Origin of the sequence: Candidatus Thiodiazotropha endoloripes (assembly GCF_001708965.1) — a bacterium.
Lineage (GTDB): Bacteria > Pseudomonadota > Gammaproteobacteria > Chromatiales > Chromatiaceae > Thiodiazotropha > Thiodiazotropha endoloripes.
Genome location: NZ_LVJW01000003.1, coordinates 396,841 through 423,018, shown reverse-complemented (window position 1 = coordinate 423,018; position 26,178 = coordinate 396,841). Strand labels below are relative to the sequence as shown.

Here is a 26,178-nt window from a genome sequence, read left to right as displayed (position 1 = left end):
GTATGGACGATAGTTTCATCGATCTACGGCTCAACAGCCAGGGCACCCAGGGGGATGACAGCTTCTGGCCCTCGTTCACCGACATCATGACCGTGATCGTGATGATCTTCATGCTTGCGATGGTGATTCTGTTACTGCGTAATATGGAGTTGCTCTCCCAACTCCGCGCCACCATGGAGGCGGAGCAGCAGGCGATGGAACTGGTCAGAAGTACGGGTGAAGAGAATGAGACCCTGGAGGAACGGCTGATCGCACGGGAGCATGAACTGACCATGTTGCGCATGCAGATGATGCAACTACAGGAACGATCCGAAGAGCAGGAGGCGGCGATCTCAAGTCAGCGATTCCAGATCAGCCAGCTGAATCGGGAGCGGGATGAGCTCAACAGCCGGGTCAACACCCTCACCAGCGAACGTACCCTGCTCAACACCCAGATCACCCGACTTAGCCAGGAGGGTGAAAGACTGCGCAATCAGATCAGCGAAGCGAATCAGAATATCCAGACCCTAACCACCGATCTGGACCAGGCTAACATTCGTCAGACCGAAACCCTGCAGGATCTGGAGCAGTTGCGCATCACCCTGTCGAGCAAGGACGAAGAGCTGCTGAAAGTCCTGGCCCTCAATCAGGAGCGGGACGAACAGCTGAGCGACCTGAAAGAGGACTATTCCGATCTTAAGATCCAGTACAACAAACTGCTGCGTCCGGCGCGCACCGCGAAGGGTAAAACCCTGGTTGAAGTGCGCTACACCAAAAAGGGCAAGCAGACCCGAATCGAGTATAAGGGACCGCAGGACAGCCGTTTCAAGTCCATTTCACGCAGTAAGCTGGAACAGAATCTCGCCGTCCTGAAAAAACAGCACAATAACCTCTATGTGAAGGTCATCATCCCCAAAAACAGTGGTCTCTCCTACAACGAAGCCTGGAGCTTCACCAACCATATGCATCGGAAATATGACTACTATTATCAGGAAGAGGCGAAAAAAGAGCGCATCGTGGAGTAACCTCACCGGCGTGGGTTAAGCCGGTTTCAGGGAATTTACCGAAGACCTGACAGTCCAACAGTTGGGAATTGCAGCGGAAGTCTCGGGAAACATGAACAGACAAAGCAGACATATCCTTCTCATTGTTGTCAGCAGCCTGATCATAAGCAGTTGCGCATCAAAGATCCCACTTGCCATTCGCACCCCTGTTGACGGCGACATCCGTGTTGATGAGGTGCAGCAGGACGCAGAGCCATTCATCGGCAGCCGCGTACGCTGGGGAGGTGAGATCATCTCGGTGGAAAATCTGGCGGATGAGACCCATATCGAGATTCTGTCCCACCGCTTGAGCAAGTCTGGTAAACCGCTCGACAGCAAAAAGAGCCGGGGACGTTTCATCGCCCGCATAGAAGGCTTTCTGGAGCCTGAGGATTTTCCCAAAGAGCGCCTGATCACAGTGGAGGGACGACTTCAAGAGGTCGTCGAGAAACCCGTCGGTGAATACCCCTACAGCTACCCCCAGGTAAAGGTGCGGAGCTACCATCTGTGGCCCAAACAGATCGACCCGGCCTATCAACACCGATACTACTACGATCCTTTCTACGATCCCTTTTACTACCCATATTGGCGAAGACACCCAATCTATTGGTAGCCTGAATCATGCTTGAATCCATGAGAGAGAACTTCCTGCTCGTCGGCTTGATCAGCCTGCTGCTCAACCTCTTCGGCTGCAGCAGCAATCCGGTGATTACTCCAGCAGACCGCAGCCTCTCCCCAAAGCAGACAGCTACAGCTTCAACACTTCCAAATCAGCCCATGCAATGGGGTGGCGTGGTGATTGGCATAACCAATCTTGCTCAGTCGAGCGAAGTGGAGATCCTCGCCTATCCACTGGATGAAGAGGGGCGACCGATGAGGGAATCGGCCTCCATCGGACGCTTTATTGCCAGTCAACCAGGCTATCTGGAAGCCGCTGACTACGCTTCAGGACGAATGGTTACCGCCACAGGCCGGATATCAACGATTCGTAAAGATCTGGTCGGTGAAGCAGAGTATGAGTTCCCGGTGATGCTTTGTGAGCAGCTCGCCCTCTGGCCGAAGCAACGGGAGTCCCGGAGCAAACCCCGCATCCGTTTCGGCTTCGGCGCCAGCAGTGGCGGCAGCAGCTACGGCAGTATTGGTATCGGATTTGGTCTGTAAGCGATGTCAGCCCGCGAATGGTTGTTAGATATTTGTCTTGGATGACGGGTTTTTCAAGCCGCAAATGGACGCCAATAGCTGACTTAACGCTTCTTATGCGCCACATCATTGCGCAGATAGACGGGCAGCGCCCTTTCCGCTGGCACCGCCAGACCAGACTCGAAATCAACTGCCGCCAGGGTAGCCACATCCCGGGCACTGCAGTAGAGGTCCGCTTTGTAACCGAGCAGTGACTCTCCAAGCCGCTCACCCAGTTGGGGAGCATAGACACTCCAGCCTGAACCCACCCCATACCACTCCTCGTCCAGAGGCAGATGAACCTGTTGCGCATTGGCCACCTGCTCATCCAGAACCAGCCGTACAATATCGTTACTGTCGACCCGATAACCAGCCCAGTAGAGCTCCCCCATTCTGGCATCAAAGGCTGTCAGCAGGTTCGGTTCGCCCTTTTCCCGATAGGCCCGCTGGGCCAGCGCTGCCAGGGTGGAGACCGGAACCACCGGCAGGTCGGCTGCGAAAGCCGCCCCCTGGATCACCCCGGTAGCAATCCGCACACCGGTGAATGAGCCTGGTCCCCGTCCGAACGCCATCGCATCGAGCTGATTGGCGGACAAGCCAGCCTCGCCCAGCAACCCATCCATCATGCTGAGGATCAGCTCACTGTGGCCTCTCGGTTTGATCTCATAACGAAGCTCGATCTGATCATCGATAAGCAGAGCGGCAGAACAGGCCTCTGTTGCGGTTTCTATGGCAAGTAGTTTCATAAAGCAGGAAAAGCTGAAATTGCAGTGAGCTGCTTACAATAATCCAATTGGCTCACGCTTAACAGGCCAACCCAGGAGATTAATAACTTTCTGAAGAGAGATCCCTGTTCGCTCTGCGTCTCGCAATTCTCTGCTGCAGCCCCATTAGCAGATCCCACAGCACCGGAATGATAAACAGGGTCAAAGCCGTGGCGGCGGCGAGCCCGGTAACGAAGGTCGATGCCATGGTGCCCCAGACCAGTGAGTAGCTGGGAAAGCCCACTGCCATTGGCAGCAGTCCAAGAGTGGTGGTCAGGGTAGTAAGCAGAATCGGTCGCAGGCGAATATGAACCCCTTCGGTGATCGCCTCGCGTCGTGTCATACCACTGCGATATCTTTTGTTGATAAAGTCGATCAGCACCAGCGCATCGTTGACCACCACACCCGCCACACCGATTACCGCAATAAAACTGTTGACGGTAAACAGGGACTGGGTGATCAGCTTGCCGAACACCACGCCGATCAAGGCAAAGACCACCGCAGAGAGTATGATCAGTGGTTGCAGGTAGGACTGAAACTGGGTCGCCAGAATCACATACATCACCAGTACGGCGATGATGAATGCATAGGCAAGCGATTGGAAGGAGCGCTGGGTATCCTCATGTTCACCGCCAAAGGTTACCGTAGCACCGGGATAGTCCTCGCGAATCGTCTCATAGTAGCGTCTCACCGCCTCCACAACCGCCGGGGTTGAAGTGGGCGCACCCTCACGGATATCGGCCTTCAGACTGATCGCTCTCTGCCCCTGGTAGCGCTTGATCTCACCACTCTCATTATAGGCTTTGACCTCTACCAGATCGCTTAAGTAGACCGGCCGCCCGGCATCCTCGATCACCGGTATATAGAGGGCATTTTCCGGCTCTCTCAAGGCACCGGGATCGATTCGCAGTTTGATATCCACCTCTTCATCGATGTGCCGATATTTGCCGAGATATCGACCATCCAGGACACTCGCTGCCAGTTGCGCGACCTGGCTGTTGTCGAGACCATACTCAGCCACCAATTGTTGATCCACCTGTAGACGAAATACCCGCTTGGGTACGCCTCTGTCATCCTTCAGGTCGAGCAGGTTTGGTCCGATCTCTTCAGAAGCCTGCATGAATTTCAGCAACTCAGCGGACAGCGCCGATACCGCCTCGACATTCGCACCGACCACCCGCACGTTGATATCCTTGCCGCTGGGAGGTCCATCATTCTGCGGGTGCACATGCAGATGATAACCATCCTTTTCATAGATCGGTTTAAGCTTGTCCCGCATCCTTTGCAGATGGGCCAGAGGATCATCGAAGGTCTGCTGCTTGGCGCTCGGCATGGTGACAATCACCGAACCGTGATTGTTGCCGTAGATCGGTTCGTAATCCTCGTTGAAGTACATACCGGCCAGCCCGGATGCGGCACTGGCCATCCCCGGGCCATCCTCCATCACGGTCTGAGCGATCTGTTTTACCCGGCTATCGATCTCATCCAGGGAGACATTGCTCGGACCGACCACATCCACATAGTAGATTTTGTAGTCATCGGGGAAAAACTGAATCCGTATCAGCGGTACCTTGCCACTGGCGGATAGACCGATGATCGCCACCGAAACCACAAACAGTACTGAGACAATGAACACTGACAGCAGCCGGTTGTGCATGGTCAGATTGAGCAGCCAGTCGGTAAAGCGACGGGCGACCCGCATCATGGCGTTGTCCCGCTCCAATAACTTGACCGCATTCTGACTGCGCGGACCGAAGTCGAGATAGTGAATCGGCAGGATCAGCAGACACTCGATCAGTGAAGCGACGATAGCAAAAGTGACCGCTTTCGGCACCAAGGCGAAAAACTGTCCGGTTGAACCGGTCATGATCAGCATCGGCAGGAATGCGGCCACCGTGGTCATGGTGGCGGAGATGACCGGCAATGCCACCTCTGACGTACCATTGATGATCGCATCCCGCAGGGGATTACCCTCCTGCACATGGCGGTAGATGTTCTCAGTCACCACAATCGCATCATCCACCACGATACCGGTCACCAGCACAAACGAGAACAGGGTAATCTCATTCAAACTGTTACCGGTGAGATACATGATGAGCATGGTGATCATGAAAGCGAAGGGGATGCCGATGGTGACCAACCCGGCATTCCGAACCCCCATAAAGTACCAGATGATCAGTGACACCAGACTGATACCCACCAGCATGTTCATCCCCAGGGTACTCAATCCATCCTTGATATAGACGGTCGAATCCTGGGTCAGAACCAGCTCCACCCCTTGCGCTTTCAGGGTTGGACGGAACTCCTCAACGACCGCGACCACCTGATCGCGGATCTTCATGGCATTACCCTTTTCGGACTTGATGATCTTCAATCCCAATGAGGGTTTGCCGTTTACCGAGGCGATGACAATCGGATCCCGGTAGTCCATGCCGATACGGCTGGCCAGATCGGATACCTTGACCAGACTGCCATCCGCATCCCGCCGCACCACGGTGGACTGGACCTGTTCCAGATTGTTGAAGCGTTCATCCATCTTGACCAGGAACTCACCACTGTCGTTGGTATACTTGCCGGCCGGGATGGTGTGATTGGCGCCAATCAATGCCTGTGCCACCTGATCGAAACTGACACCGAGTTCGCGCAGTTTCTGCGCATCCAGATAGATGTGAAACTCCTGGGTCTGTTTACCGGAAAACTCCACCTGCTGCACTTCCGGGACTTTGAGGATTCGGGTCTTGATCTCCTCCCCCATCAAAGCCAGCGCCCGATTGTTATGATCACCGAGCAGGTTGACCGCAATCACCGGTAACCAGTCCTGAACTTTTGCATTCAGCAGTTGCGGAGGATCGACGCCTTGCGGCAACTCACTGATTACATTCAGGACTTCAAACCGAACTTCGTTGAAGAGCGCGTCATAATCGGAGTCGTCGATGAATTTGACACGGATATTCGAGCGACCGCTGAACGAGGTGGAGTTGATCCACTCCACATCATCGACTTGCTCCAGCGCATCTTCGATCTTACGGGTTACCAGGCTCTCCACCTCTACCGGAGAGGCCCCTGGGTAGACTGTGGAGATGATCACTTCACCAAAACCGAAATTGGGGTAGCGCTCAGCAGGCAGTGCGAAGAGAGTGATAAACCCCACCACGATCAACACCACAAACATCAGGTTGTAGAAAACCCGCTGTTTGAGTGAGAAAGCGACAAGATCACGCATGGTTTGGTTTACTCAGAGATCATTTGAAACTGATCCCCCGGCTTGATCTGCGGCGAAGTCACCCTTACCCAATCCCCGTCGGTGCCATTCACCCGCCCGAGATAGACCACAGAAATTTCGCTGCCGTCGGGACGCCGCATCCAATACTGTTCATAGCGCTGTTGTAGCGCCTGTTTAGGCACCACTACGGCACCGGAGCGGGTTGGGATATTCAAACTCAGCTCCACCCGCATTCCTCCCCGGTGAGCCGGCAGACCCTCATTCAATTGCAGTTCAAAATAGATCTTGCGTGAGCGTTCATCAAAGGCGGGAGAGAGGCGTATCAATTGAGCCGGGAGAACCAGCTGATGATCCGGCAAACTCACTGACAGTCCTTGCTGCTGCTGTTCCTGCAGTGCACGGAACTCGGTGACACTGAGTGCAAACGGTACAACCAGGCGGCTGTAGTCACCGACCTCAACCACCGGCTCTCCCCCATTCACCCATTGTCCAGGTTCAACATAACGTTTGACAATCTGCCATCCCTCGGGCGCGGTAACACAGAGCCTCTGTTCTCGTTCCTGCAGAATCTTCTCTGCAATCGACAACGATTTGAGTTGATTTCGGGTCTTGTCCAGGTTTCGCTGTGCGCTATCGAGCTGGCTTTCGGAAGAGCTGTTTTTTTTCACCAGTTTGCTGTATCTGACCACCTCCTTGCGGTAGTAGGCCATATCCACCTGGAGCGCCTGCTGTTCAGCCTGATTGGTTCTCAGCTCAAGCTTCAGATAGGTATCATCAAGACAGGCAAATGGGCTATCTGCATCCACCCTGTCCCCCACATCGCCATTGACGCTCTCCACCCGACCGGACTCTTCCGCGGAAAGTGTCACTCTTGAATGAGCACGGGTAAAACCGGATTGGATTTCGTTTTGTACGGCAACCCGGGCTTCGACCAGAGCATTCGCCACTACCGGGCTGGAAACCGATAGCAGACCCAGAAGACATATAAGGATAGACAGCAATCTCATGACGACACGGTTCTCTTTAACCTTAAAGGGTAGTCAATCCAAAAAAAACATAAAGCTGCTGATGAATCCATTCTTATTCCTTATTGTTTCAGTGGTTTTAGCCGAGTACAAGCACCATCTGGCTGGTTACAATAGTTTACACATCCAGACCAGCTGTTTGCATAAACTGTGACTATTCAACTCAGTCAATTTGCGCAGCATCTGAGACATCCATGGGAAGACCGATTGGGAACAAAGGGATGGATGTGCTGTGTAATGGTATACATCTAGGATCGATACAGAGTTCAAAGCCTCTTGACACTGCATACAAACCTATCGTAGGTCGGTTTTCAGTCACCTGTGCATCGGTCGATGCCAGTGTGTATTCGACTCTATTCTGACCAGCTGTCTGTCTCTATAATTATGGATAGGTTGAGGAATGATCGGCATAGGAGAGGCAATTCACATTCAGATCCATGATGACAAACCATAATACAGCGTTTGTTCATTGCACTGACACATTTTTGTGATACCACCCCTCCAAGGATTTTGGAACACTGTTCACCGGAAGAAACTTGTGGATCAGCGATAATTTTTGGAGGCAACCATGTGGATTTTTTATAAACATCTTCCTAAGAATGTAACCCTGAAAGAGATCCAGAGCGTCACCCTGAAGGGCGCCCGCAACAATTGGTCACCGCTATCCATCTTCAATAAACCACGTATCAAACGTACAAAAATCATCCGTATCCGGGATCTACAGAAGGACAGTGTTGAATATCATGCCATCGTCCAGGTAAATCCAACGTCGGCAACCGAGACCATTATAGAAAACCTGGATGGCCGCACCGTCAACGGCCTCTATCTGAGACCTCACCGCTACCAAAGAAGATTTGCCAATCGCGACAGGCGAAACATGCAGAACGAAGTGGCTCAGTCTGGTGAGCGGCGAAAATCGGACAGACGCCGCGATAATCTGATCACCAGAGTCATGGCAATCGACTGAAAAACGGAATGGATACGATCAGGCTCAGCTCAATCTGCTGCGAAGGAGCGCAAAAGGACGCTTAATTTTAACCTCACCAGGTATTAGAGAAGCCACTCCCAAGCCGAAGATCAAATACATCTGATGATTTACGGCCACGATTTCATCACCCGGCGACCAAACAGTACACAGATTGCCGCCGGGCAGATCGCTACTCAAAGTGATGACAAAATATCGGCCAACACCTCACCATCAACCGGATGGAGTGAATGACTGAGGGTTGTGTGCCGGCTCTTCACCCGCCCTTTCAGTACCGGGACATTGTTCATATCCTGGCTATAGGCCGGAACAACTTCATCCCCCATACCCACAGGTCCAGGCCGGATCACTGACACATAGTCGATCTCCGGGTGTGGTTGACGGTTAAGCCAAAACAGCAGAGTGCCGGGATGCTCAGGGGTCAGGTCGAGCAGTACCCCCCAAGAGTCTCTCACCACATCGTAGATGTCTCCGACAAAGAATGATTTCACCATACTGATCGGAAAAACATCATCCGTCTCATCCAACGCCTGCACGGCACGTCCAGTACCCAAATGGGGTGAGGCGATGGTGACCAGCGCCTTGGCCGGAATCTCTCCCATCACCAGGGTCATACGCGCAACCACGCCACCGGCCGAGTGACCGACCAAAACCAGCGACTCATCGGGGTGCTTTTGGGCAACCGCATTGAGCATGCCGTTGAGGATCCTTGATTGGCTTGCAATGGGCGCAATCGAAGGCAGTTCCACGGTATAGAACTTATTCTCCGCCTCGGCACCCGGCAGAGGCAGCAAACCTCGAGGCGTCAGGACACCGGCCGCCTGCCAGCCACCCTGGTGCAGCAGATTGGTGACGCCACTGCGCTCCCAGGAAGCGGCACTGCCGAGATAACCATGCACCAGCACCGCCACATCGGCCTTTGCCGACAACGCCGTCAGACTCAACACTAAAGCAGCAAACCATTTCATGATCTAACCCTCCGTTTATTTACCCGGAAACTGACTAACAGGGCCCCTGCATCAGGCCCTAGAATGTGCTACGCCATACTCTGGTAGTAGAGGTTTTGCGGATGTTTGGCCTCAGTAAAAAAGTAGTAGCGCTCGATCACCAAGCCGGCATATTGAATCAGAAATGCCGCGATCGGCAATCTTGAGGATTCAAGCAGATAGGCAAGCAGTATCAGCAGTACCGGCAAGATGAATACCATCAGCAGAAAACCGTAGCGCAGCATCTGTAGCAGCGCATCGCTTTTGCCGTGAAAGAACTCCCTGGTGTTGAAGGCCCCACCCATGAAACCTTGAGCCTTTTGATGCAACTTGGCATGGTGCACACCAATCGCTGACTGCATGCTGATCTTGCAGCGAAAATCGCTGTTGCGATAGAGAGAGGCACCACGGCTGATGGCTCCCAGGAGGGTCGCCACAACCGCCCAGGTGCCATAGAAAACCACCAGACTGGATGAGAGATAGGCCGACAGAGCAGCCGCCAGCATGAAACCTGAAGCGATACCGAGAAACAGAAAATTGGCCACAGTCAGTGGTGAGTGCCAGGCTTTGATGAAACGCAGGCTGGCATAGATCATCGCCGTACAGAGAAACAGCAGAAAGGTGGCCACGGTCCCCAATGCCCCAACGATCAATGTGGCATCCACCGGCAGAGCCTGGGAGATCACAAACAGAGGCTGTGTCCACCCAAAATAGTGGAACAGACCGTAAAGGGCGGTAAACAACATCGCCGCCGGCAGGGCGATCACCTCACGTGACAACCAGGAGGTACGCCACTGGGTGGCGGCACGCCAGGCCCGTTCCGGACGCCCCAAATGAAACACCGACGCCACCAGCCCAGCGATCAGTAACAGCAACGCAATCAAACTGCCTTGGGCGTAAAACGCATCGGTCTGCGCCGGCAACAGTTTGGCCAGAGCATAAAGCTGACCGGTAAACAGGGCCAGGAACAGCCCCTGCCCAACACCAATCAGCGTGGTCAGAAATATGACTGAAAAGGCTGGATGCATGATAAATTCTCCAAAAACTTAAATAGTCTGAAGCCACTCGACACAAGACGACAGCACGGCACTGCGGTCGTCGACGTTTGTCCTAGGTCGCTTCAGCAACATAATCCGATCGCCCGCTGATGCGGATCACCAGGCCACATCGTCCAGAGTCTCACCACCCTCTGGCAGACTGGGCAACAGCTCTTTCTTCAATGGGTTGTCAGCCCGAACCAGCTCATCTTCGTGGATCTGAATACGGGTCTTGCGACGTGGCAGATAGTGGTTGGCCGGTTTGGTCCCCCACTCGGGCTGCAAGGCATAGCCACCCTGTTCACGAATCGCAACGGAGACTTCAGAATCCGAATCGTGCACATCACCGAACAGCCGTGCACTTGTCGGACAGGCCAGTACACAGGCCGGCTTGCGCTCCGACTCGGGCAGACTCATATCGGTAATACGATCGATACACAAAGTGCACTTTTTCATCACCCGCTGCTTTTCATCGATCTCCCGTGCGCCGTAGGGGCAGGCCCAGGAGCAGTACTTGCAACCGATACACTTGTCATAATCGACCAGTACCACGCCATTATCTTCACGTTTATAGGAAGCGCCGGTAGGACAGACCGGTACGCAGGGCGGATCCTCACAATGCAGACAGGACTTGGGAAAGTGGTAGGTCTCGGTATGTGGAAAGACACCGGCCTCATAGGTCTGCACCCGATTGAAGAAGGTACCGGTAGGATCCTCCCCATAAGGGCGCAGGTCGGTCAGCGGACCGGCCCAACCGGAGGTGTTCCACTCTTTGCAACTGGTCACACAGGCGTGACAGCCGACACAGACGTTTAGATCGATGACAAGTGCAAGTTGTGTCATATTAAAACCATTTTTAAATCATTCAGTTAAGTTTGTGCTTGCGCCGAAACATACCGGCGAAGTAGGCCTGCCATTTGCCCCGCTGAGGATCCTGGCCCGGCACTTTATTCTGCGCTTTGAATTGTGGCGAAGTGACCTTAGGCTCATCCTCGCCAGCCGGGTAGACCTTCACTCGCACATCGAACCAGGCGGCCTGGCCGGTGACCGGGTCGGAGTTCGACATAGTCTCCCCGGCTTCACAGGGCGGCAGTTCCTCGGAGATCAGATGGTTGAGCAGAAAACCCTTTTGCGACTCATTCGCGTTGGCGCTCAAGCCCCAGGCACCGGCCGCCTTGCCGATGGCATTCCAGGTCCACACCGTGGTGGGCTCCACCGCTTCCGAGAGACGCGCCATACAGCGCACTTTATTGGTGGGTGATTCGATCCAGATCCAATCTCCATCACCAAAACCGTTGGCCTCCGCCAGCTTGGGATTGACGAACAGGTAGTTATGGGTGTGAATCTGGCGCAACCAGGCGTTTTGCGAATCCCAGGAGTGGTACATGGCCATTGGGCGCTGAGTTAACGCACTGATCTGATACTGTCTCGAGTCGATCAGTTTATGTTCCAGTGGCGCGGTATAGAAAGGCAGAGGATCGAAATGGCTGATGATCCTTTTGCGTAACCGCTCCGGTGGTTGCTTACCTGACGACTTGCCCTGCGCCGCAAGACGGAATCGCTGCAGCACTTCGGAATAGAGATGCAGGGTGATCGGCTCCACATAGCGGGTCATGCCATGTGCCCTGGCCCACTCCAGATAGCCCTGATTCCAGTTACGCATGTACTGGTAGGATTTCGGCAGTTCATGATGGTAGACGCAACCATTCTTCTGGTACATCTCCCACTGGCGGGGATTGGGCTCGCCTTTGAGAAACTTCTCACCACCCTTGCCCCGCCAGCCGGCGAGAAAACCGATCCCGGATCCGGGGGAACTCTCATAGTTGGTGATAAAGTCTGGGTAGTCCCGAAACTTGCGGCTGCCATCCTGTTTGACGAACGCCGGCAGACCGAGTCGGCTGCCCAGCTCGATCAACACCTCCTGAAAAGGCTTACACTCTCCTTTTGGACGCACCACCGGGATACGTACCGAGTCCACCGGCCCGTCGAATTCTGATATCGGCCGGTCGAGCATCGACATCGCATCATGACGCTCCAGATAGGTGGTGTCAGGCAGCACCAGATCGGCGAAGGCCACAGTCTCCGACTGAAACGCGTCGGCAACGATGATGAACGGGATCTTATACTCTCCATTCTCATCCTTATCCTTCAGCATATCCCGGACATTTTCCGTGTTCATGGAGGAGTTCCAGGCCATATTCGCCATGAACAGCAGCAAGGTATCGATGGGATAGGGGTCACCCCGCCAGGCGTTGGTGATCACATTGTGCATCAGTCCATGTACCGACAGGGGGTACTCCCAGGAGAATGCCTTGTCGATGCGTACTGCCTCTCCCTGCTCATCGACGAACAGGTCATCCGGTTTCGAAGGCCAGCCCAGGGGCATACCGTCCAGTGGGGTATTAGGCTTCACCCCCTCTGGCGAATTGGGGGGCTTGGGACATGGGGGTATGGGCCTTGGAAAAGGCGCTTTATGACGAAAACCACCCGGCCGGTCGACTGTCCCCAGAATCGTCATCAGAATACCCAGGGAGCGAATCGCCTGAAAACCATTGGAGTGTGCCGCCAGTCCACGCATCGCATGAAACGAAACGGGATTACCAGTCACACTCTCATGATCATTGCCCCAGCTGTCGGTCCACTGAATCGGAAGCTCGATCTTCTGATCCCGGGCAACCACCCCCATCTCATGGGCCAGCCGTTTGATGGTCTCCGCCGGAATCCCGGTAATATCTTCCGCCCATTCGACGGTGTACTCCTCGACACGCTCTTTCAGCAACTGAAAAGCCGGCTTTACCTTTGTGCCATCCTCCAGTTTGAAGCTGCCGAGCAGACGAGGGTCGGTGCCAGGTGTATGGGTTGATATCTCCCGATCCAGTTCCCGATCCCACCAGAGTTTGTTCTCCGGATCGAAGCAGCCCTCTTCCACATGGGTTTCGAAGCGGCGAAACAGGCCATGGTCGTCCAGCTCGGGATCATCCACCACCAACTCGGCCGAGTTGGTGTATTTAATCAAAAACTCCCGATCGTAGAGCCCCTGCTGTATCAATTCACGGATGATGGCCAACAGCAGGGCACCATCGGTACCCGGCTTGATCGGCACCCATTCATCAGCAATCGCTGAATAGCCGGTACGGATCGGATTGATGGAGATGAACCGACCACCACGTCGTTTGAAGTCCGCCAGGGCGATCTTCATCGGATTGGAGTGGTGATCCTCCGCCGTTCCGATCATGATGAACAGCTTTGAGCGCTCCAGATCCGGTCCACCAAACTCCCAGAAGGAGCCGCCGATGGTATAGATCAAGCCAGCCGCCATATTTACTGAGCAAAAGCCACCATGAGCCGCATAGTTTGGGGTACCGAACTGTTTTGCGAACAGGCCGGTCAAAGCTTGCATCTGATCACGTCCGGTGAACAGGGCAAACCGCTTGGGATCTTCTGCACGTATCCTTCCCAGGCGCTCTTCAACCAGATCGAATGCCTTTTCCCAGGAGATCTCCTCAAAATCGGAATCGCCACGCTCGGAACCCGGTTTTCGCAGCAGAGGTTTGGTCAGTCTGGCCGGGGAGTACTGCTTCATGATGCCGGAGGAGCCCTTGGCGCAAATTGCCCCCTTATTCAAAGGGTGATTAGGATTCCCCTCGATATGCCGCACTTCCCCATCACGCAGGGTAACCCGTATGCCGCAACGGCAAGCGCACATGTAACAGGTCGTCTCTTTGATTTCGACACGGCCAAGTTCGCTGTCTGACTGTTTTGTAGGGTCCTGCATGGTGGAATGGCCTGCTCAAGGTAGAAAAAGTAAGTATTTTCTTATATTAGCTTTTTATTATTTAGCATGCCAGACGATATTCATCACAATCCTTTGGGGAGGCCCTATTTCATTTAATGGGGGGCGTGGTTACAGAGAGCCAATCGGGCGAAATCACTACGACTTTTTAGTGTGAATTTTTAACATCTGAGTCACCCGTCGATGCATATAATGTCCACCGACGAATAGCGGACCATTGACTCAGGTTTCATGGTCACAGAGAGTCCGCTGAGAATAGTCACAGATCAACAGTACAATTTGCAGAAAATGACTTGAGGCATAATAGAGGCCATCAACACAGATTTCAGAAGAAATTACTGAATCAGTTCTCTGTTTACCGGCTAACAGAGTACAATCCGGATCGTTATCAGACATTAAGCCAATGCCATCTAACGATATTCACTTCAGAGACCTCTGATTCAGAACTTTCTATCATCCCGGTAGATATCGGGTCTCTGGATTATCACCGCATGGACCCCGGTATTTGTACAGATGGCCGATTTTTCAGCGATTCACGTAAGACGTTTTTTTGAGCGAATAGATTGAATACAGGTAACAGTGGATTAATAACCGGAAGTCGGTTTATATGTAACATCACAACAGGATCTGTCAGGGCCTAGTGTTTGGGGTAGAGCAGTTTGATGTTTAATTTGAGTAGAAATCACTATTTGTTGCTGCTGGTCATGTGGTCCGGCCTGATCCTGGCGTGGCTGTTTGGTCATGAAATAATAAAAGCGATCTATGACGGTAACGCGTTTGTTTTCAATCGGCTGATCCAAGGACAGTCACACATCACATTCGAGGAGTATTACGCACTTTACGATACGTTCATCAGGTTGGCGTTGACCCTGGCGATTCTGTTGACACTGGGATCACCGATTCTGAACTGGATATTCAAGGTGGAAAACCGGATCAAGCCCTTCCGTTTAACCGATCTCTACCTTTTTATCTATATCTCTCTACTCTGCCTGATCACTTTCTATCTGGGCATGCAGGGATATATCGACAACAACAACTGGCGGATTGGCGACTGGCTGATCAATTATCAGGCAGGATTTGTAAGAAGGGGTCTGCTTGGCGAAGCCTATCTATGGCTCTGGAAAACCACAGCAACGGAGCCGGCTATCTATGTACTGCTGACACAAATCGTCTGTTACTTCTCCTTTTTCCTGTTTCTGGGGCTGTTGCTGCGAAGACAAGAGAGCCTGTTGCCTTTTATACTGCTCATCGTCTCACCATTTATCTTTGCCTTTCATCTGCACGATCTGCAAGGGGGATTCAGGAAAGAGATACTCTACCTGGCACTGTTCCCACTCTTTACCTGGATATCGATAACGGTCAGTCAAAGCGCCATCAGAAGCACCACCGTTCTGATCATGCTTGTCTATCCGGTTTTGATACTGAGTCATGAGATGCTGGCCGTTTTCCTGCCCTACTTTCTGTCGGTCTATATTGCCAAGACGGATCGATCGCTAAAACCCGATCTGCTGATTGGGGTTTTGCTGGTGATCTCGATTGCGGCTTTCTATGCCGCCATTACCCACGCTGGCAACAACCAGCATGTCGAGATCATTTGCGACTCACTCAATCCACACGCCGTACATCATTGCAAGACCGAAGGCGCCATATCCGCGCTGGCACGCTCAACGGAGTATGGTCTGAACGCAGTACGTGACGGCATACAAAACCAGGGATATTTTTATAAGTATGGGACCTGTCTACTACTCGCTTTACTGGCCTTTGTTCCGATCTTCAACAGATTCCAGTTTATCAAGCACAACTGGCTCGCTTCCCTGTTCATCATGAGCAGTATTCTAGGCACCATCCCGCTGTTCATCGTTGCCATCGACTGGGGTCGATTCCTCCACATTCACCTGGTGTCCCTACTGGTCTTACTGTTGATCAATCCAGCCACTGATGAGAATCCCAGAGGTCTTATTGCGAGAGCCGGTGGTTATATTGATGGTGTGATATCAAAAGGCAATATCAGCAGTCTGATACTCTATTTAGGCATCATATCCCTGCTGATTCTGTATGCCCTTTCCTGGCATATACCACATACCGGTATGGATGAGATCTGGCTTCACCACCTGCCGCTATAAAAAGCCAAGACGATCAGAATCAGCAGCCACAGCTGGACCCCCTGAGTGATTCAGAATCGACATCATGGAGACAAGAGACTCCAGGGTCTGTTAAAGCGATAATTTCTTGAACACCATTTCCGGTATGGATTTAATGATCAGCATGATATAGCGCCAGAACCAGGGTACATAGGCAACACTCTTCTGACCATCGATCGCCTTATTGATATCCTGCGCAACCCTTTCCGATGACGCCCATAGCGCTCCTTTGGGAAAGTCCGCCGTCATCGGCGTATCCACAAAGCCAGGTTTGACTGTCACAACATTGACCCCCGATTTAGAGAGCCTGTTACGTAATCCCTGTAGAAAAATTGTCACCGCACCCTTAGCAGCACCATACACATAGTTGCTTTGTCGCCCGCGATCCCCGGCAACCGAAGAGATCACCACGATGGATCCACGCTGCTTCTCTTCAAAGTAGTTTGCCAGGTTAGTCAACAGTGAGATTGTCGTCAGGGCATTGACCTCGAACTCTTGTTTCGTCAGACCGGGGGAGCGCTGACAGGCTGCTTGATCCGGGAGTGTGCCATGGGCAATCACCACAAGGTCCAGCCCATCCAGTGCCTCCACAGCCGTGTCGAGGACCGACTGATGTCGCTCATACTCAAGCACATCCATGCTTTGCATGGCGACCGACGAGGCTCCCCTGAGCTGTAAGTCATCAGCCAGAATCTTCAGCTTGTTCTCACTGCGTGCGACAAGACAGATCGCATCACCCGCTTCAGCAAACAACTTTGCCAGGTCCTGAGCGATCGCGGAGGTCGCTCCAATGATCAATGTTTTTCTCATGATTCTGCCGTTACCCTTCGCCAAAAACTCGATGAAATCCGGGGATCGATATAATCCTCCATCTTCCGCCAGTTGGTAAAATGAAGCTGAAAATCCGCACTCGACATGCGCGCATCCTTGGATGGGTTGACCCGACCACCAACTGAACGGGTCACTTCATCAAGCTGATTCAGCAGATCCAGTGTCTTCTGTCCATAGTTCGGAAAATCGAGTGCCAGGGTTGCGCCGGGTATGGGAAATGAGAGTAAACCCGGGGATGGCTTGTCGCCAAACAGTTTCAATACGGTAAGAAACGAACCGAGGCCGGTGCTACTGATTCTCTCCAGGATCTCACGCATGGCATCCTCCATATGTTCAACCGGCAAGGCGCACTGGTATTGAAAAAAACCTTTCGATCCATAGATTCTGTTCCATTGATAGATTGCATCCAGCGGATAGAAAAAGGGTTTGTAGTGAACCTGGCCTTTGGTCTGCACCTTTCTCTGCTTGTTGTAATAGACCGTATTGAACATTTTCAAGGTCATTGAGTTGATCAGTGTGAATGGCGGCTCAACAGGTACGGTGAGATTGAACTTCGGTTGCCTGATACTACTGTTCTGCACAGTGTCAGAGTAGTTACCCCGGATAAACAGACCCCGACCCAGTTGATCCCCTTGTGCCAGGCAGTCTATCCAGGCGACGGTATGTTCATAATCCTGGTCGGATGCTTTTGCGATCTCGAAGAACTCTGCAAGATTCGAGTAGCGAATCACCTCCTGATCGATCAACGCACTTTTAACCGGTCGCAGCCGGATCTCAGCCCAGGTTATGACACCGGTCAAACCCAATCCACCAATGGTCGCCTGATACCACTCGGTGTTTTCATCAGCAGAACAGATACGCCTGGAACCATCTGATCGCAGTAACTCGAAGCGGTTGACATGCTGACCGAAGGTACCGGCCTTATGATGATTCTTACCGTGTACATCATTAGCGATTGCGCCACCCACCGTGACAAACTGGGTGCCGGGGGTTACCGATAAAAACCATCCTTTTGGCACCGTAAAGTGGAGGATCTCCTGAAGGGTGACTCCCGCTTCGCAACGCAGTACACCATGTTCTGCATCGAATTCGATAAAGTGATTCAAGCCACGACAATCGATCACAATGCCGCCGTCATTCAGGCAAACGTCACCGTAACTCCTACCGTTACCGTAAGGTAAAAAGCTCTTGCCGTCGCTCCCTTCCAGCGGTAGTGAATCGGTCTGCCAATTCATCTTTCGGGCTTCATGATTGACGACAGGATAACCTGCCCAGGATTGATAACTTCTGTTTGTCATATTAGGACCTGTTAGATCGCCAGCCAGAGTAAAATTGCACCAATACCGACTACCCATTGGCTGTGCCTGTCCCGGATGACAAACACAACGGGATCCTCATCCACTTTCCCACGACGAGCCAACAACCAGATCCGGGTAACCAGATAGAGCAGTAGCGGGCAGAGCAGCCAGATCACTTCCGGATGGGTGTAAAGCCCAGTTACGTGTTCACTGTTTATATACAAGGCCAATACGAGTACCGCCAGATAAGCACTGGCACTGCCGAAATGGGAGAGCGTCTCAAGATCCGTGGTCATGTAACCACGACCAAGGGTTTTGGTTTCCGCCTGGTGCTGCATGGTCAGCAGTTCAGTAAAGCGTTTTACCAGAGCAAGACTGAGAAACAGAAACATGGAAAATGCCAGTAACCAGAATGACGGCATTACCGATACCGCTGCCGCACCAGCGATGATACGGGTGGTATAGAGGCTCGCCAGCGTCAACACATCGATCGGTGCAAAGCGTTTCAGATAAAAGGAATAGGCGACGGTGATCAGATAATATAATCCAAGCACGATCAAAAACTCCAGCGGCAGAAAAAGCGCAATTGAGAAGGCAGTGATCAGCAGTACGGGAATCAGCAGAATGCCATGAATGAGTGAGACCGTGCCTGCTGCAAACGGCCGGTTTCGCTTGGTTGGGTGCTTCCTGTCATCCGCAAGATCGAGCAGGTCATTCAGCAGATAGACGCTGGAGGCACAAAAACCAAAGGCGAAAAATCCCAAAACCGCCTGTTTGAGCAGGCTAATGTCACCGAATTTGTGCGCCATCAACAAGGGGACAAATATCAGAAAATTCTTTAGCCACTGATGCAGACGAAGCGCTTTGATGTAGTTTTTCAGTCGGTTGTCACTATTGCTTTCAAAGATCCCATCGACCTTATGCCGACTCGACGCCTGATCTTTCACACCCCGTTCAGGATTCACCAGAATCGCTGACTCGGCTCCGGCCCACACCTTCATATCGACCATGCCGTTGCCCGCATAGGCGAAACCGCTGTTGCCGAACAGTTCGGTCAGATGTTGCAGCTTACGATCACCCGACAGATTGACCTCGGCATTGCTCGACAGAACATCCTGAAAAATCCCCAGATGGGAGGCGATTGCATCGGCATATCTCCGATTCGAGGCCGTGGCGAGCACCAGTCGTCGGCCATTCCCATGTTCACCCTTGAGAAATTCAAGAAACTCCTGCTGATAAGGCAGAATTGTGACATCAATATCGACTCTGGAAGCAATCTCCTCTTTCAGTACCGCCTTGCCTTTCATAAGCCAAATCGGAAACATGAAAAGAAACAGAAAGTTCTGCTTTATCAGGGCGAACGCTGATTCGGCAAGAAGATCAGTCTGAATCAGCGTTCCATCCAGATCTACGACAAGTGGTTTAGTCATTGAATCACTCATACTAGGCCAATCCCAGCGTCTCTAATTTTGCACATCAGGTGCCTGAAAGTTTTTGTCTTTATCGATCAACTCCAATGAGCCGATGATAATACCGCCAATCAGCACAGCAAACCAAAGTGTGGCCAGTCGGCAGATCAGGGTGGCGGCGATCGCAGCCGAGGTATCTGCACCGATGAGTGTCAGTAACAGCACCATCACCGCTTCAGTACCTCCCAATCCCCCCGGTATGAAGGAGATGGCGCCGGCAAGCACACTGACAGAGTAGATACCTACCGCCATTTCGATCGAGGTCTCAATTTCAAGGGACTGCAGAATCACATAGAAAGCAACTCCCTCGGCAGCCCAGGCCACAAGTCCCAGACCGAGCCCCGCATAGAGCGGTCCTGAGCGCAGCAGTGTGGATGCGGAAACCAGCAGATCGAGAACTTTCAACCCGAAGCTGCGCAGCCGCTCGGAGTTCAATTTATGCAGATAGCGACTGATCAGTGCATGAAATGACCTGACATGGATAAACGGTAGCATGGCAAGAATGAAAACCGTTATGACAATCACCAGCCATTGATACTCAGGGAAAGTGATGGCTGCCACCAGCGCCAGCAGGACCATGGCGACAAGGTCAGTAAAGCGCTCTGTGAAAAATGCCGCCAGACTGGCAGTATAGGAAACGCCATGACGTTTCAGATAGAGAGAGCGAACTGCCTCGCCCGCCTTACCCGGGGTTGTGGTGAAGGCGAATCCACCAAGGTAGTAGGCAAAACTGCGCAGCACTGGAATCCGGCTTTGCAGACGATTCAGATAGATTTCCCAGCGAATGAACCTCAGAGAGTAGTTGACCAGGGAAAGACCCAAAACAATCGACCAATCCATCAGGCTGAGTTTGCCGAGCGATTCGGTTACCGCCTGAAAATCGCTGGCAACCACGGAAACCCCATAGATGGCTATGGCGGCAAGAATCGACCAAAGCAGCGGTCGCATCAAGCGTTGTTGCAGTTCGTTGCTTTGGTTCGTTGACATTTTGTAGGTTCTTTTATTGGCCGATTCAGGTGGAAATCCATTCGAGCAGGTGGGCAGCCTAGCCCTTCGGCTTGTTAGACATCAGCTCCCGGAGCAGCCTGAATCTGAACCGACAACCGAACAACATGCTGACAGCGAATCACTACCCAACCCTTTATTAATCCGGCACTATACAGCGGCTTCAAGCCAACAGCAAACTGATTGTAACTTAAAAAATTTCTGTTAAATAAGTCACTTACAGTTCATGCAAATCCTCTCTGTCTATTCCATTTCCGACGCGGTTGGGGCCGCTCAATAGCGGAATCGCTCTACCACTTCATAACCAAACTCCGGCTTCCAGCCCCAGGAGTAGTTGCGCAGATCGTAGAGCGCCGCCCGTTCAGCTTCTCCTGCGGAGACAGGGCTGAAGCCACAACCGTAGCTGGTTCTGGGTTGGCCTCTCAGAGTGGTGTAACCCGTTTTGACGATAACCAGATAGGCATGGGGGAGATCACTACCGGCTTGAGCGTGTACATCCTGACCTTTTTTTCGATACCCCTGATCGAGCAGCCGTTTTTTTGCCTTCTCCATGGCCGACAAGGCGCTGTCGGAAAACGATGCCTGCCACTCAATCGCAAGGGAGTCCCCTTGGCGTTTGGCAACCACACAGCTGCCACCTGCCCAGACAGACGTCAGCATCGACCACAACAACAGCATCAGAATTGACCTGAAGACCACAGCGGACGAGAAAAATCGGCGATGTTCATCCACCTTCTTTGAATGTTTCGAGTTCTTCCCAACGCGCATAAGCCTGCTCCAGGTCATGTTCCACCTCTGTCATCTGCTGCTGCAGTTCAACCACCTGCTCCCCTTTGCCAGTCTGATAGAGATCAGGATCACTGAGCTGCTCCTGCAAGCCGCTGAGAGATTGCTCCAGCTGTTCAATCTGTTGCGGCAATTGATCCAGTTCACGCTGATCTTTATAACTCAACTTTGCTGTTCTGTTTTTCGGCTTCTGCCGTTGAGACTTGATCTTTTCCTGAGCGGCATTGTCTCTACTGATTTTAGTCTGCTTCTGTTTTTGCTCCCAATCACTGTAACCGCCAACAGACTCGGTAACTCTGCCATCCCCTTCGAAAATCAGACAGCTGGTCACAGAGTGGTCGAGAAATTCCCGGTCATGGCTGACCAGCAGCAGCGTACCCTGATAACTCACCAACAGCTCTTCAAGCAGCTCCAAGGTTTCGATATCCAGATCGTTGGTTGGTTCATCAAGCACCAGAACATTGGCCGGCTTGGTGAACAGTTTGGCCAGCAGCAGGCGATTTCGTTCTCCACCGGAGAGGGCATCCACCGGTGCTCTTGCACGTTCAGGGGTGAACAGAAAATCCTGTAGATAGGAGATGATATGCTTGCTTTTGCCCTCGATCTCCACTTTATCGCTGCCGCCACCCACATTCTCCTGAACCGACAGGGATTCGTTTAGCTGACTGCGTAGCTGATCGAAATAGGCAACCTGAATCTGTGTGCCGAGTTTCACCTGCCCCTGTGCCGGTTGCAGCTGGCCAAGCAACAGATTCAGTAGTGTCGTCTTACCCGATCCGTTAGGACCGATAATGCCGACCCGGTCACCGCGCATGATGGTGGTAGAGAGACCACGGATGATCGGCTTTTCTTCCCAGGAGTAGCTGACATCATCGACTTCAACCACCAGTTTCCCCGATCTTTCAGCGCTCTGCAGCTGCATCTTCACCTGCCCCATGCTGCTGCGACGTTTACTTCGCTGATCCCGCATCGATTTGAGCTGTCTGACTCGTCCCTCATTGCGGGTGCGCCTTGCCTTGATGCCCTGGCGTATCCAGATCTCCTCCTGGGCCAGCTTTTTATCGAAACGGGCATTGGCCAGCGCCTCGGCATTCAGCATCTCCTCCTTACGACGCAGAAAGTTATCGTAGTCGCCGGGCCAGTCCGTCAATTCACCCCGGTCGAGCTCCAGGATCCGGCTCGCCAGGCGACGCAGAAAGGCCCGGTCATGGGTAACGAACAACACCGCACCGGAGAATCCCAGCAGCAGGTTTTCCATCCAGCTGATGGCCTCGATATCGAGATGGTTGGTCGGTTCGTCAAGTAACAGCAGATCGGGCTCGGCCACCAGCGCCTGGGCCAACAGAACCCGCCGTTTCATGCCACCCGAGAGTTCACCGAACTGTGCATCCGCATCCAGGCCGGTACGGGAGATCGTGGTTTCGACCCGCTGTTCAAGTTGCCAACCGCCGCTCGCTTCAAGATCGTGCTGGGCTTTTGCCAGGCTGTCGAGCAGCGACTGATCACCCTCCCCCAGACGATGACTGATACGATGATAGGTCTTCAACTTTTCCGCCAGATCACCAATACCGTCCGCCACCAGATCATAGACCGTGCCTTCGATATCCTGCGGCACCTCCTGGATCAGTCGTGCGACACTGACCCCATTACTGACCACCCGTTCCCCATCATCTGCCAGTTGGGTACCCATGATCACTTTCATCAGGGTCGATTTGCCCATACCGTTTCGCCCCAGCAACGCAATGCGCTCACCCTTCTCGATGCTCAGCTCGATACCATCCAGCAAAGGAGCGTCACCAAAGCTCAGATGGAGATTGCGCAGGGTAATTAAAGGCATCGAATATCCTATTGTGAATGCTAGGGCCTGTTAACAGGCCCGAATGATCTATATCAAGAAAAGTAATTGAGCCGAGTTTTGCTCTGCACCATAATAGGTCACGCTCTGTGCATCAAGCATGCTCAAAGGTGACAGAAAGCCTAAGTGAAAGCAGGTAAGTGCTTTAGCTTAGCGATTGATTGATGAATTGGCACGCCATTTATCTGCTGCAGCAATGCTGCTGAGACGCGGCCGACTCATCTGTCAGCATAGATTATCTAAGACGGCTACCCGGTTGGCCATTCATCTGGAGAGAGAACACCATGAAAACCAAGATTCTGCTTAAAGAAGCAGAAATGCCGACCCATTGGTATAACGTTGTGGCCGACATGCCCAATCCGCCGGCAGCAATCCTTGCTCCTGATGGAAATCCGGTGACGCCGGATGCACTGAGCGCAATATTTCCCGAGGCCATCATCGAACAGGAAGTCAGTGCACAGCGCTGGATACCAATACCGGAAGAGGTACGGGAAGTACTCACGCTTTGGCGGCCATCACCGCTCTATCGTGCCGAACGATTGGAACAGGCGCTGAACACTCCGGCGAAGATCTATTTCAAAAACGAAGCGGTCAGCCCAGCCGGCTCGCACAAACCGAACACTGCGGTCGCTCAAGCCTATTACAACAAACAACAGGGCATCAAACGTCTGACCACCGAAACCGGTGCCGGACAGTGGGGCTGTTCGATTGCTCTGGCGGGGCAGATGTTCGGCCTCGATGTCAGGGTCTATATGGTGAAGGTCAGCTACGATCAAAAACCCTATCGTCGCTCCATGATGCAGACCTGGGGCGCCGAGGTCTTCCCCAGCCCGACCGATATGACCCAGTCGGGAAGGCATATTCTGGAAAAGCACCCGGACTCTGACGGCTCCCTGGGGATAGCCATCTCAGAAGCGGTTGAAGAGGCGGCAGGCCGTTCCGATACCAACTATGCACTGGGATCCGTACTCAATCATGTCATCCTGCATCAGACTATCATTGGTGAAGAGGCGAAAAAGCAGTTCGAAATGATCGGTGAATACCCTGACATGATCTTTGCCCCCTGTGGTGGTGGCTCCAACTTCGCCGGTGTGGCATTTCCGTTTTTTGCCGATAAGGCGAGCGGCAAAGAGGTGGAGCTGGTTGCGGTGGAACCAACCTCCTGCCCGACGCTGACAAAGGGTATCTATGCCTATGATTTCGGTGATACCGAAGGCCTCACCCCTTTAACCAAGATGTACACCCTTGGTCACGACTTCATGCCACCGGGTATCCACGCCGGAGGCTTGCGATACCATGGCGAATCGGCACTGGTCAGCCAGCTCTACAATGAGGGCCTGTTGAGTGCGGTGGCGATTCCCCAGCTGGAGACTTTCGAAGCGGGTGTGTTGTTTGCCAAAACCCAGGGCATTATTCCGGCACCCGAATCTTGTCACGGGGTGGCGGCGACGATTCGGGAAGCCAAGCGCTGCGCTGAGACCGGGGAACCGAAAACCCTGTTGTTCAATCTCTCCGGTCATGGCCACTTCGACATGAGCTCATATGATCGATATTTCAAAGGTGAGCTGGAGGATTATGACTATCCGGATGAGGCGATCCAGGAGTCCCTCGCCAACCTGCCGAAAGTCGGATAAGAGCTATCAGCCAAAATGACAGTTTTGAGTCCAAATCGAGCTGGTCTATGAGAGCAATCGCCAATCACCGCAAAGTGCTTAAGCAAAACGGCTTCTGTTTGCGGTGATTGGCGGTTAATAAGGACTACTCCTCAGTGCCGTTAAATCGCCTGTTTCGATTCCCAGGCCATCAGCAGGCGACTGACCGTGACAGCCGCCTCCTCCTTCACCACTTCATAGCCACTCTCCTGGACTGTTTCAATCAGTTGATGAAGGCCGATGATCAAAGGCTGCAGGCGTTCACGCTCTCCCTGTTTATCTAACAATCTTTGAACATCGGAGATACGCTGGTTGACCACTTCAACCATCAGATTGATATTCTCTTTCCAGCGATGATAGCGGTCTTCATCATGGATGGGCATATTACGCACCAGCAGGGAGACAGATTCCGTATTGATCAGGGTACGATGACCGAAATCGATGATCCGCCCCTTCTCATACATACTCTCCATCATCTCCTGATCCAGCACTCCGACCTCGCCTGCATGGGAAAAATAGTGGCCACTGGGAATCATCCGTACGATCACCCGCAAACCAAAACGTTCCAGTGTCACCAGCATCTGTTCGCCCAGTGAACGTATATCATCACACTCCAGTGTGCGGCCGATAAACTCGGCTATCTCTGCCAATTCAGTGGAAAGCGCCAGAGACTCCTCCATCTCTTCCCGAACCAAAACAGAACGTTGTTTCGCATTTTCCAGATCGTGTCGATTGTTCAACGCAATCCTGATCTTGAGTATTAACTCTTCCGCATCGTAGGGTTTGGCGACATAGTCATCCGCACCGGCCCGATAGCCGGCTAATCGTTCACTCAACCTTGATAGGGCAGAGACGAATATCACTGGGATATCCGATGTGGCAGGATTGGCTTTGATGATGCGGCAGACGGTCAGACCATCCATCATCGGCATATCCACATCCAGCAGAATAAGGTCCGGTGTTGCAACCGCCAGCTGATCCAGACAGGCCTGACCCGTGGAGGCCAGAGAGACCTGATAATTGAACTTTAAGATCAGTTGCAGACTGTCCAGATTGGACTGCTGATCATCCACGACCAGAATATGTTGCGTCGCAGTAACCTGTTGTTGATGACTCATGACCACAGC

Annotated in this window: 20 protein-coding genes; 6 read left to right on the top strand and 14 right to left on the bottom strand. The window is 52.7% G+C overall.

The features are described from left to right. The first annotated feature begins 2 nt into the window (after positions 1-2). The 3 genes from A3193_RS01905 to A3193_RS01895 all read left to right on the top strand — a co-directional run bounded on the left by A3193_RS01905 (position 3) and on the right by A3193_RS01895 (position 2,183). Positions 3-1,004, top strand: a complete 1,002-nt coding sequence (locus A3193_RS01905; protein ID WP_235614883.1) for a hypothetical protein — start codon at positions 3-5, stop codon at positions 1,002-1,004. 91 nt (positions 1,005-1,095) lie between these two features. Next, positions 1,096-1,635, top strand: coding sequence for a Slp family lipoprotein (locus A3193_RS01900; RefSeq protein WP_069004499.1), 540 nt, complete (start codon positions 1,096-1,098; stop codon positions 1,633-1,635). Positions 1,636-1,643: 8 nt separating this feature from the next. Next, a complete protein-coding gene (locus tag A3193_RS01895; RefSeq protein ID WP_069013888.1) occupies positions 1,644-2,183 on the top strand; it encodes a Slp family lipoprotein in 540 nt (179 codons plus the stop codon). Positions 2,184-2,266: 83 nt separating this feature from the next. On the opposite strand, the gene tsaB is transcribed toward A3193_RS01895, so the two are convergent. From tsaB to A3193_RS01880, 3 genes are all read right to left on the bottom strand, one after another. Next, entirely contained in the window at positions 2,267-2,947 is a 681-nt protein-coding gene (gene tsaB, locus A3193_RS01890) for a tRNA (adenosine(37)-N6)-threonylcarbamoyltransferase complex dimerization subunit type 1 TsaB (protein WP_069013887.1), read from the bottom strand. Between the two features lie 79 nt (positions 2,948-3,026). Then, complete coding sequence (locus A3193_RS01885) at positions 3,027-6,188, bottom strand: efflux RND transporter permease subunit (protein WP_069004496.1); 3,162 nt, start codon at positions 6,186-6,188, stop codon at positions 3,027-3,029. Between the two features lie 8 nt (positions 6,189-6,196). Next, a complete protein-coding gene (locus A3193_RS01880; protein WP_069019327.1) occupies positions 6,197-7,195 on the bottom strand; it encodes an efflux RND transporter periplasmic adaptor subunit in 999 nt (332 codons plus the stop codon). A 586-nt stretch (positions 7,196-7,781) separates the two neighbouring features. Between A3193_RS01880 and A3193_RS01875 the strand changes: the two genes are divergently transcribed. Further along, a complete protein-coding gene (locus tag A3193_RS01875; protein ID WP_069004494.1) occupies positions 7,782-8,180 on the top strand; it encodes a hypothetical protein in 399 nt (132 codons plus the stop codon). A 194-nt stretch (positions 8,181-8,374) separates the two neighbouring features. Here the strand turns inward: A3193_RS01875 and A3193_RS01870 are convergent, their stop codons facing one another. The 4 genes from A3193_RS01870 to soeA form a co-directional block, all read right to left on the bottom strand. Then, positions 8,375-9,166 carry an esterase/lipase family protein gene (locus A3193_RS01870; RefSeq protein ID WP_069004493.1) on the bottom strand — a complete coding sequence of 264 codons (792 nt, stop codon included), beginning with the start codon at positions 9,164-9,166 and terminating at the stop codon, positions 8,375-8,377. Between the two features lie 68 nt (positions 9,167-9,234). Further along, the gene (gene soeC / locus A3193_RS01865; protein WP_069013886.1) at positions 9,235-10,212 is read right to left on the bottom strand and encodes a sulfite dehydrogenase subunit SoeC; all 978 of its coding nucleotides are present in this window, start codon (positions 10,210-10,212) and stop codon (positions 9,235-9,237) included. A 126-nt stretch (positions 10,213-10,338) separates the two neighbouring features. Beyond that, positions 10,339-11,064, bottom strand: coding sequence for a sulfite dehydrogenase subunit SoeB (gene soeB, locus A3193_RS01860; RefSeq protein ID WP_069004491.1), 726 nt, complete (start codon positions 11,062-11,064; stop codon positions 10,339-10,341). A gap of 22 nt (positions 11,065-11,086) precedes the next feature. Next, positions 11,087-13,996, bottom strand: a complete 2,910-nt coding sequence (soeA, locus tag A3193_RS01855) for a sulfite dehydrogenase subunit SoeA (protein WP_069013885.1) — start codon at positions 13,994-13,996, stop codon at positions 11,087-11,089. A 680-nt stretch (positions 13,997-14,676) separates the two neighbouring features. Between soeA and A3193_RS01850 the strand changes: the two genes are divergently transcribed. Further along, positions 14,677-16,137 carry a hypothetical protein gene (locus A3193_RS01850; protein ID WP_069004489.1) on the top strand — a complete coding sequence of 487 codons (1,461 nt, stop codon included), beginning with the start codon at positions 14,677-14,679 and terminating at the stop codon, positions 16,135-16,137. 90 nt (positions 16,138-16,227) lie between these two features. Here A3193_RS01850 and A3193_RS01845 read toward each other — a convergent pair whose 3' ends face one another. From A3193_RS01845 to A3193_RS01820, 6 genes are all read right to left on the bottom strand, one after another. After that, positions 16,228-16,965, bottom strand: a complete 738-nt coding sequence (locus A3193_RS01845) for an SDR family oxidoreductase (RefSeq protein ID WP_069004488.1) — start codon at positions 16,963-16,965, stop codon at positions 16,228-16,230. Beyond that, positions 16,962-18,284 (bottom strand): FAD-binding oxidoreductase, encoded by a 1,323-nt coding sequence (locus A3193_RS01840; protein WP_069013884.1) that lies wholly within the window; start codon positions 18,282-18,284, stop codon positions 16,962-16,964. The genes A3193_RS01845 and A3193_RS01840 overlap by 4 nt, the downstream gene beginning before the upstream one ends. 11 nt (positions 18,285-18,295) lie before the next feature. Next, positions 18,296-19,714: a UbiA family prenyltransferase gene (locus tag A3193_RS01835; protein ID WP_069004847.1), complete on the bottom strand. Its 1,419-nt coding sequence runs from the start codon at positions 19,712-19,714 to the stop codon at positions 18,296-18,298. A gap of 33 nt (positions 19,715-19,747) precedes the next feature. Next, complete coding sequence (locus tag A3193_RS01830; RefSeq protein ID WP_069004486.1) at positions 19,748-20,740, bottom strand: lysylphosphatidylglycerol synthase transmembrane domain-containing protein; 993 nt, start codon at positions 20,738-20,740, stop codon at positions 19,748-19,750. A 291-nt stretch (positions 20,741-21,031) separates the two neighbouring features. Beyond that, positions 21,032-21,436, bottom strand: coding sequence for a hypothetical protein (locus A3193_RS01825; protein ID WP_069004485.1), 405 nt, complete (start codon positions 21,434-21,436; stop codon positions 21,032-21,034). Between the two features lie 46 nt (positions 21,437-21,482). Beyond that, positions 21,483-23,381 carry an ATP-binding cassette domain-containing protein gene (locus A3193_RS01820; RefSeq protein ID WP_069004484.1) on the bottom strand — a complete coding sequence of 633 codons (1,899 nt, stop codon included), beginning with the start codon at positions 23,379-23,381 and terminating at the stop codon, positions 21,483-21,485. 302 nt (positions 23,382-23,683) lie between these two features. On the opposite strand from A3193_RS01820, the gene A3193_RS01815 reads away from it, so the two are divergent. Then, positions 23,684-25,033, top strand: coding sequence for a TrpB-like pyridoxal phosphate-dependent enzyme (locus A3193_RS01815; protein WP_069004483.1), 1,350 nt, complete (start codon positions 23,684-23,686; stop codon positions 25,031-25,033). A gap of 140 nt (positions 25,034-25,173) precedes the next feature. Here the strand turns inward: A3193_RS01815 and A3193_RS01810 are convergent, their stop codons facing one another. Beyond that, entirely contained in the window at positions 25,174-26,169 is a 996-nt protein-coding gene (locus tag A3193_RS01810) for a response regulator (protein ID WP_162272406.1), read from the bottom strand. Positions 26,170-26,178: the final 9 nt, after the last annotated feature.

What these genes read in the sequence shown, in the direction of transcription:
- A3193_RS01820 (WP_069004484.1), bottom strand. Translation starts at nt 23,381, where the DNA reads ATGCCTTTAATTACCCTGCGCAATCTCCATCTGAGCTTTGGTGACGCT.
- A3193_RS01895 (WP_069013888.1), top strand. Translation starts at nt 1,644, where the DNA reads ATGCTTGAATCCATGAGAGAGAACTTCCTGCTCGTCGGCTTGATCAGC.
- A3193_RS01850 (WP_069004489.1), top strand. Translation starts at nt 14,677, where the DNA reads ATGTTTAATTTGAGTAGAAATCACTATTTGTTGCTGCTGGTCATGTGG.
- soeA (WP_069013885.1), bottom strand. Translation starts at nt 13,996, where the DNA reads ATGCAGGACCCTACAAAACAGTCAGACAGCGAACTTGGCCGTGTCGAA.
- A3193_RS01905 (WP_235614883.1), top strand. Translation starts at nt 3, where the DNA reads ATGGACGATAGTTTCATCGATCTACGGCTCAACAGCCAGGGCACCCAG.
- A3193_RS01840 (WP_069013884.1), bottom strand. Translation starts at nt 18,284, where the DNA reads ATGACAAACAGAAGTTATCAATCCTGGGCAGGTTATCCTGTCGTCAAT.
- A3193_RS01830 (WP_069004486.1), bottom strand. Translation starts at nt 20,740, where the DNA reads ATGTCAACGAACCAAAGCAACGAACTGCAACAACGCTTGATGCGACCG.
- A3193_RS01810 (WP_162272406.1), bottom strand. Translation starts at nt 26,169, where the DNA reads ATGAGTCATCAACAACAGGTTACTGCGACGCAACATATTCTGGTCGTG.
- A3193_RS01870 (WP_069004493.1), bottom strand. Translation starts at nt 9,166, where the DNA reads ATGAAATGGTTTGCTGCTTTAGTGTTGAGTCTGACGGCGTTGTCGGCA.
- A3193_RS01825 (WP_069004485.1), bottom strand. Translation starts at nt 21,436, where the DNA reads ATGCTGTTGTTGTGGTCGATGCTGACGTCTGTCTGGGCAGGTGGCAGC.
- A3193_RS01845 (WP_069004488.1), bottom strand. Translation starts at nt 16,965, where the DNA reads ATGAGAAAAACATTGATCATTGGAGCGACCTCCGCGATCGCTCAGGAC.
- A3193_RS01815 (WP_069004483.1), top strand. Translation starts at nt 23,684, where the DNA reads ATGAAAACCAAGATTCTGCTTAAAGAAGCAGAAATGCCGACCCATTGG.
- soeC (WP_069013886.1), bottom strand. Translation starts at nt 10,212, where the DNA reads ATGCATCCAGCCTTTTCAGTCATATTTCTGACCACGCTGATTGGTGTT.
- tsaB (WP_069013887.1), bottom strand. Translation starts at nt 2,947, where the DNA reads ATGAAACTACTTGCCATAGAAACCGCAACAGAGGCCTGTTCTGCCGCT.
- A3193_RS01835 (WP_069004847.1), bottom strand. Translation starts at nt 19,714, where the DNA reads ATGACTAAACCACTTGTCGTAGATCTGGATGGAACGCTGATTCAGACT.
- soeB (WP_069004491.1), bottom strand. Translation starts at nt 11,064, where the DNA reads ATGACACAACTTGCACTTGTCATCGATCTAAACGTCTGTGTCGGCTGT.
- A3193_RS01880 (WP_069019327.1), bottom strand. Translation starts at nt 7,195, where the DNA reads ATGAGATTGCTGTCTATCCTTATATGTCTTCTGGGTCTGCTATCGGTT.
- A3193_RS01885 (WP_069004496.1), bottom strand. Translation starts at nt 6,188, where the DNA reads ATGCGTGATCTTGTCGCTTTCTCACTCAAACAGCGGGTTTTCTACAAC.
- A3193_RS01900 (WP_069004499.1), top strand. Translation starts at nt 1,096, where the DNA reads ATGAACAGACAAAGCAGACATATCCTTCTCATTGTTGTCAGCAGCCTG.
- A3193_RS01875 (WP_069004494.1), top strand. Translation starts at nt 7,782, where the DNA reads ATGTGGATTTTTTATAAACATCTTCCTAAGAATGTAACCCTGAAAGAG.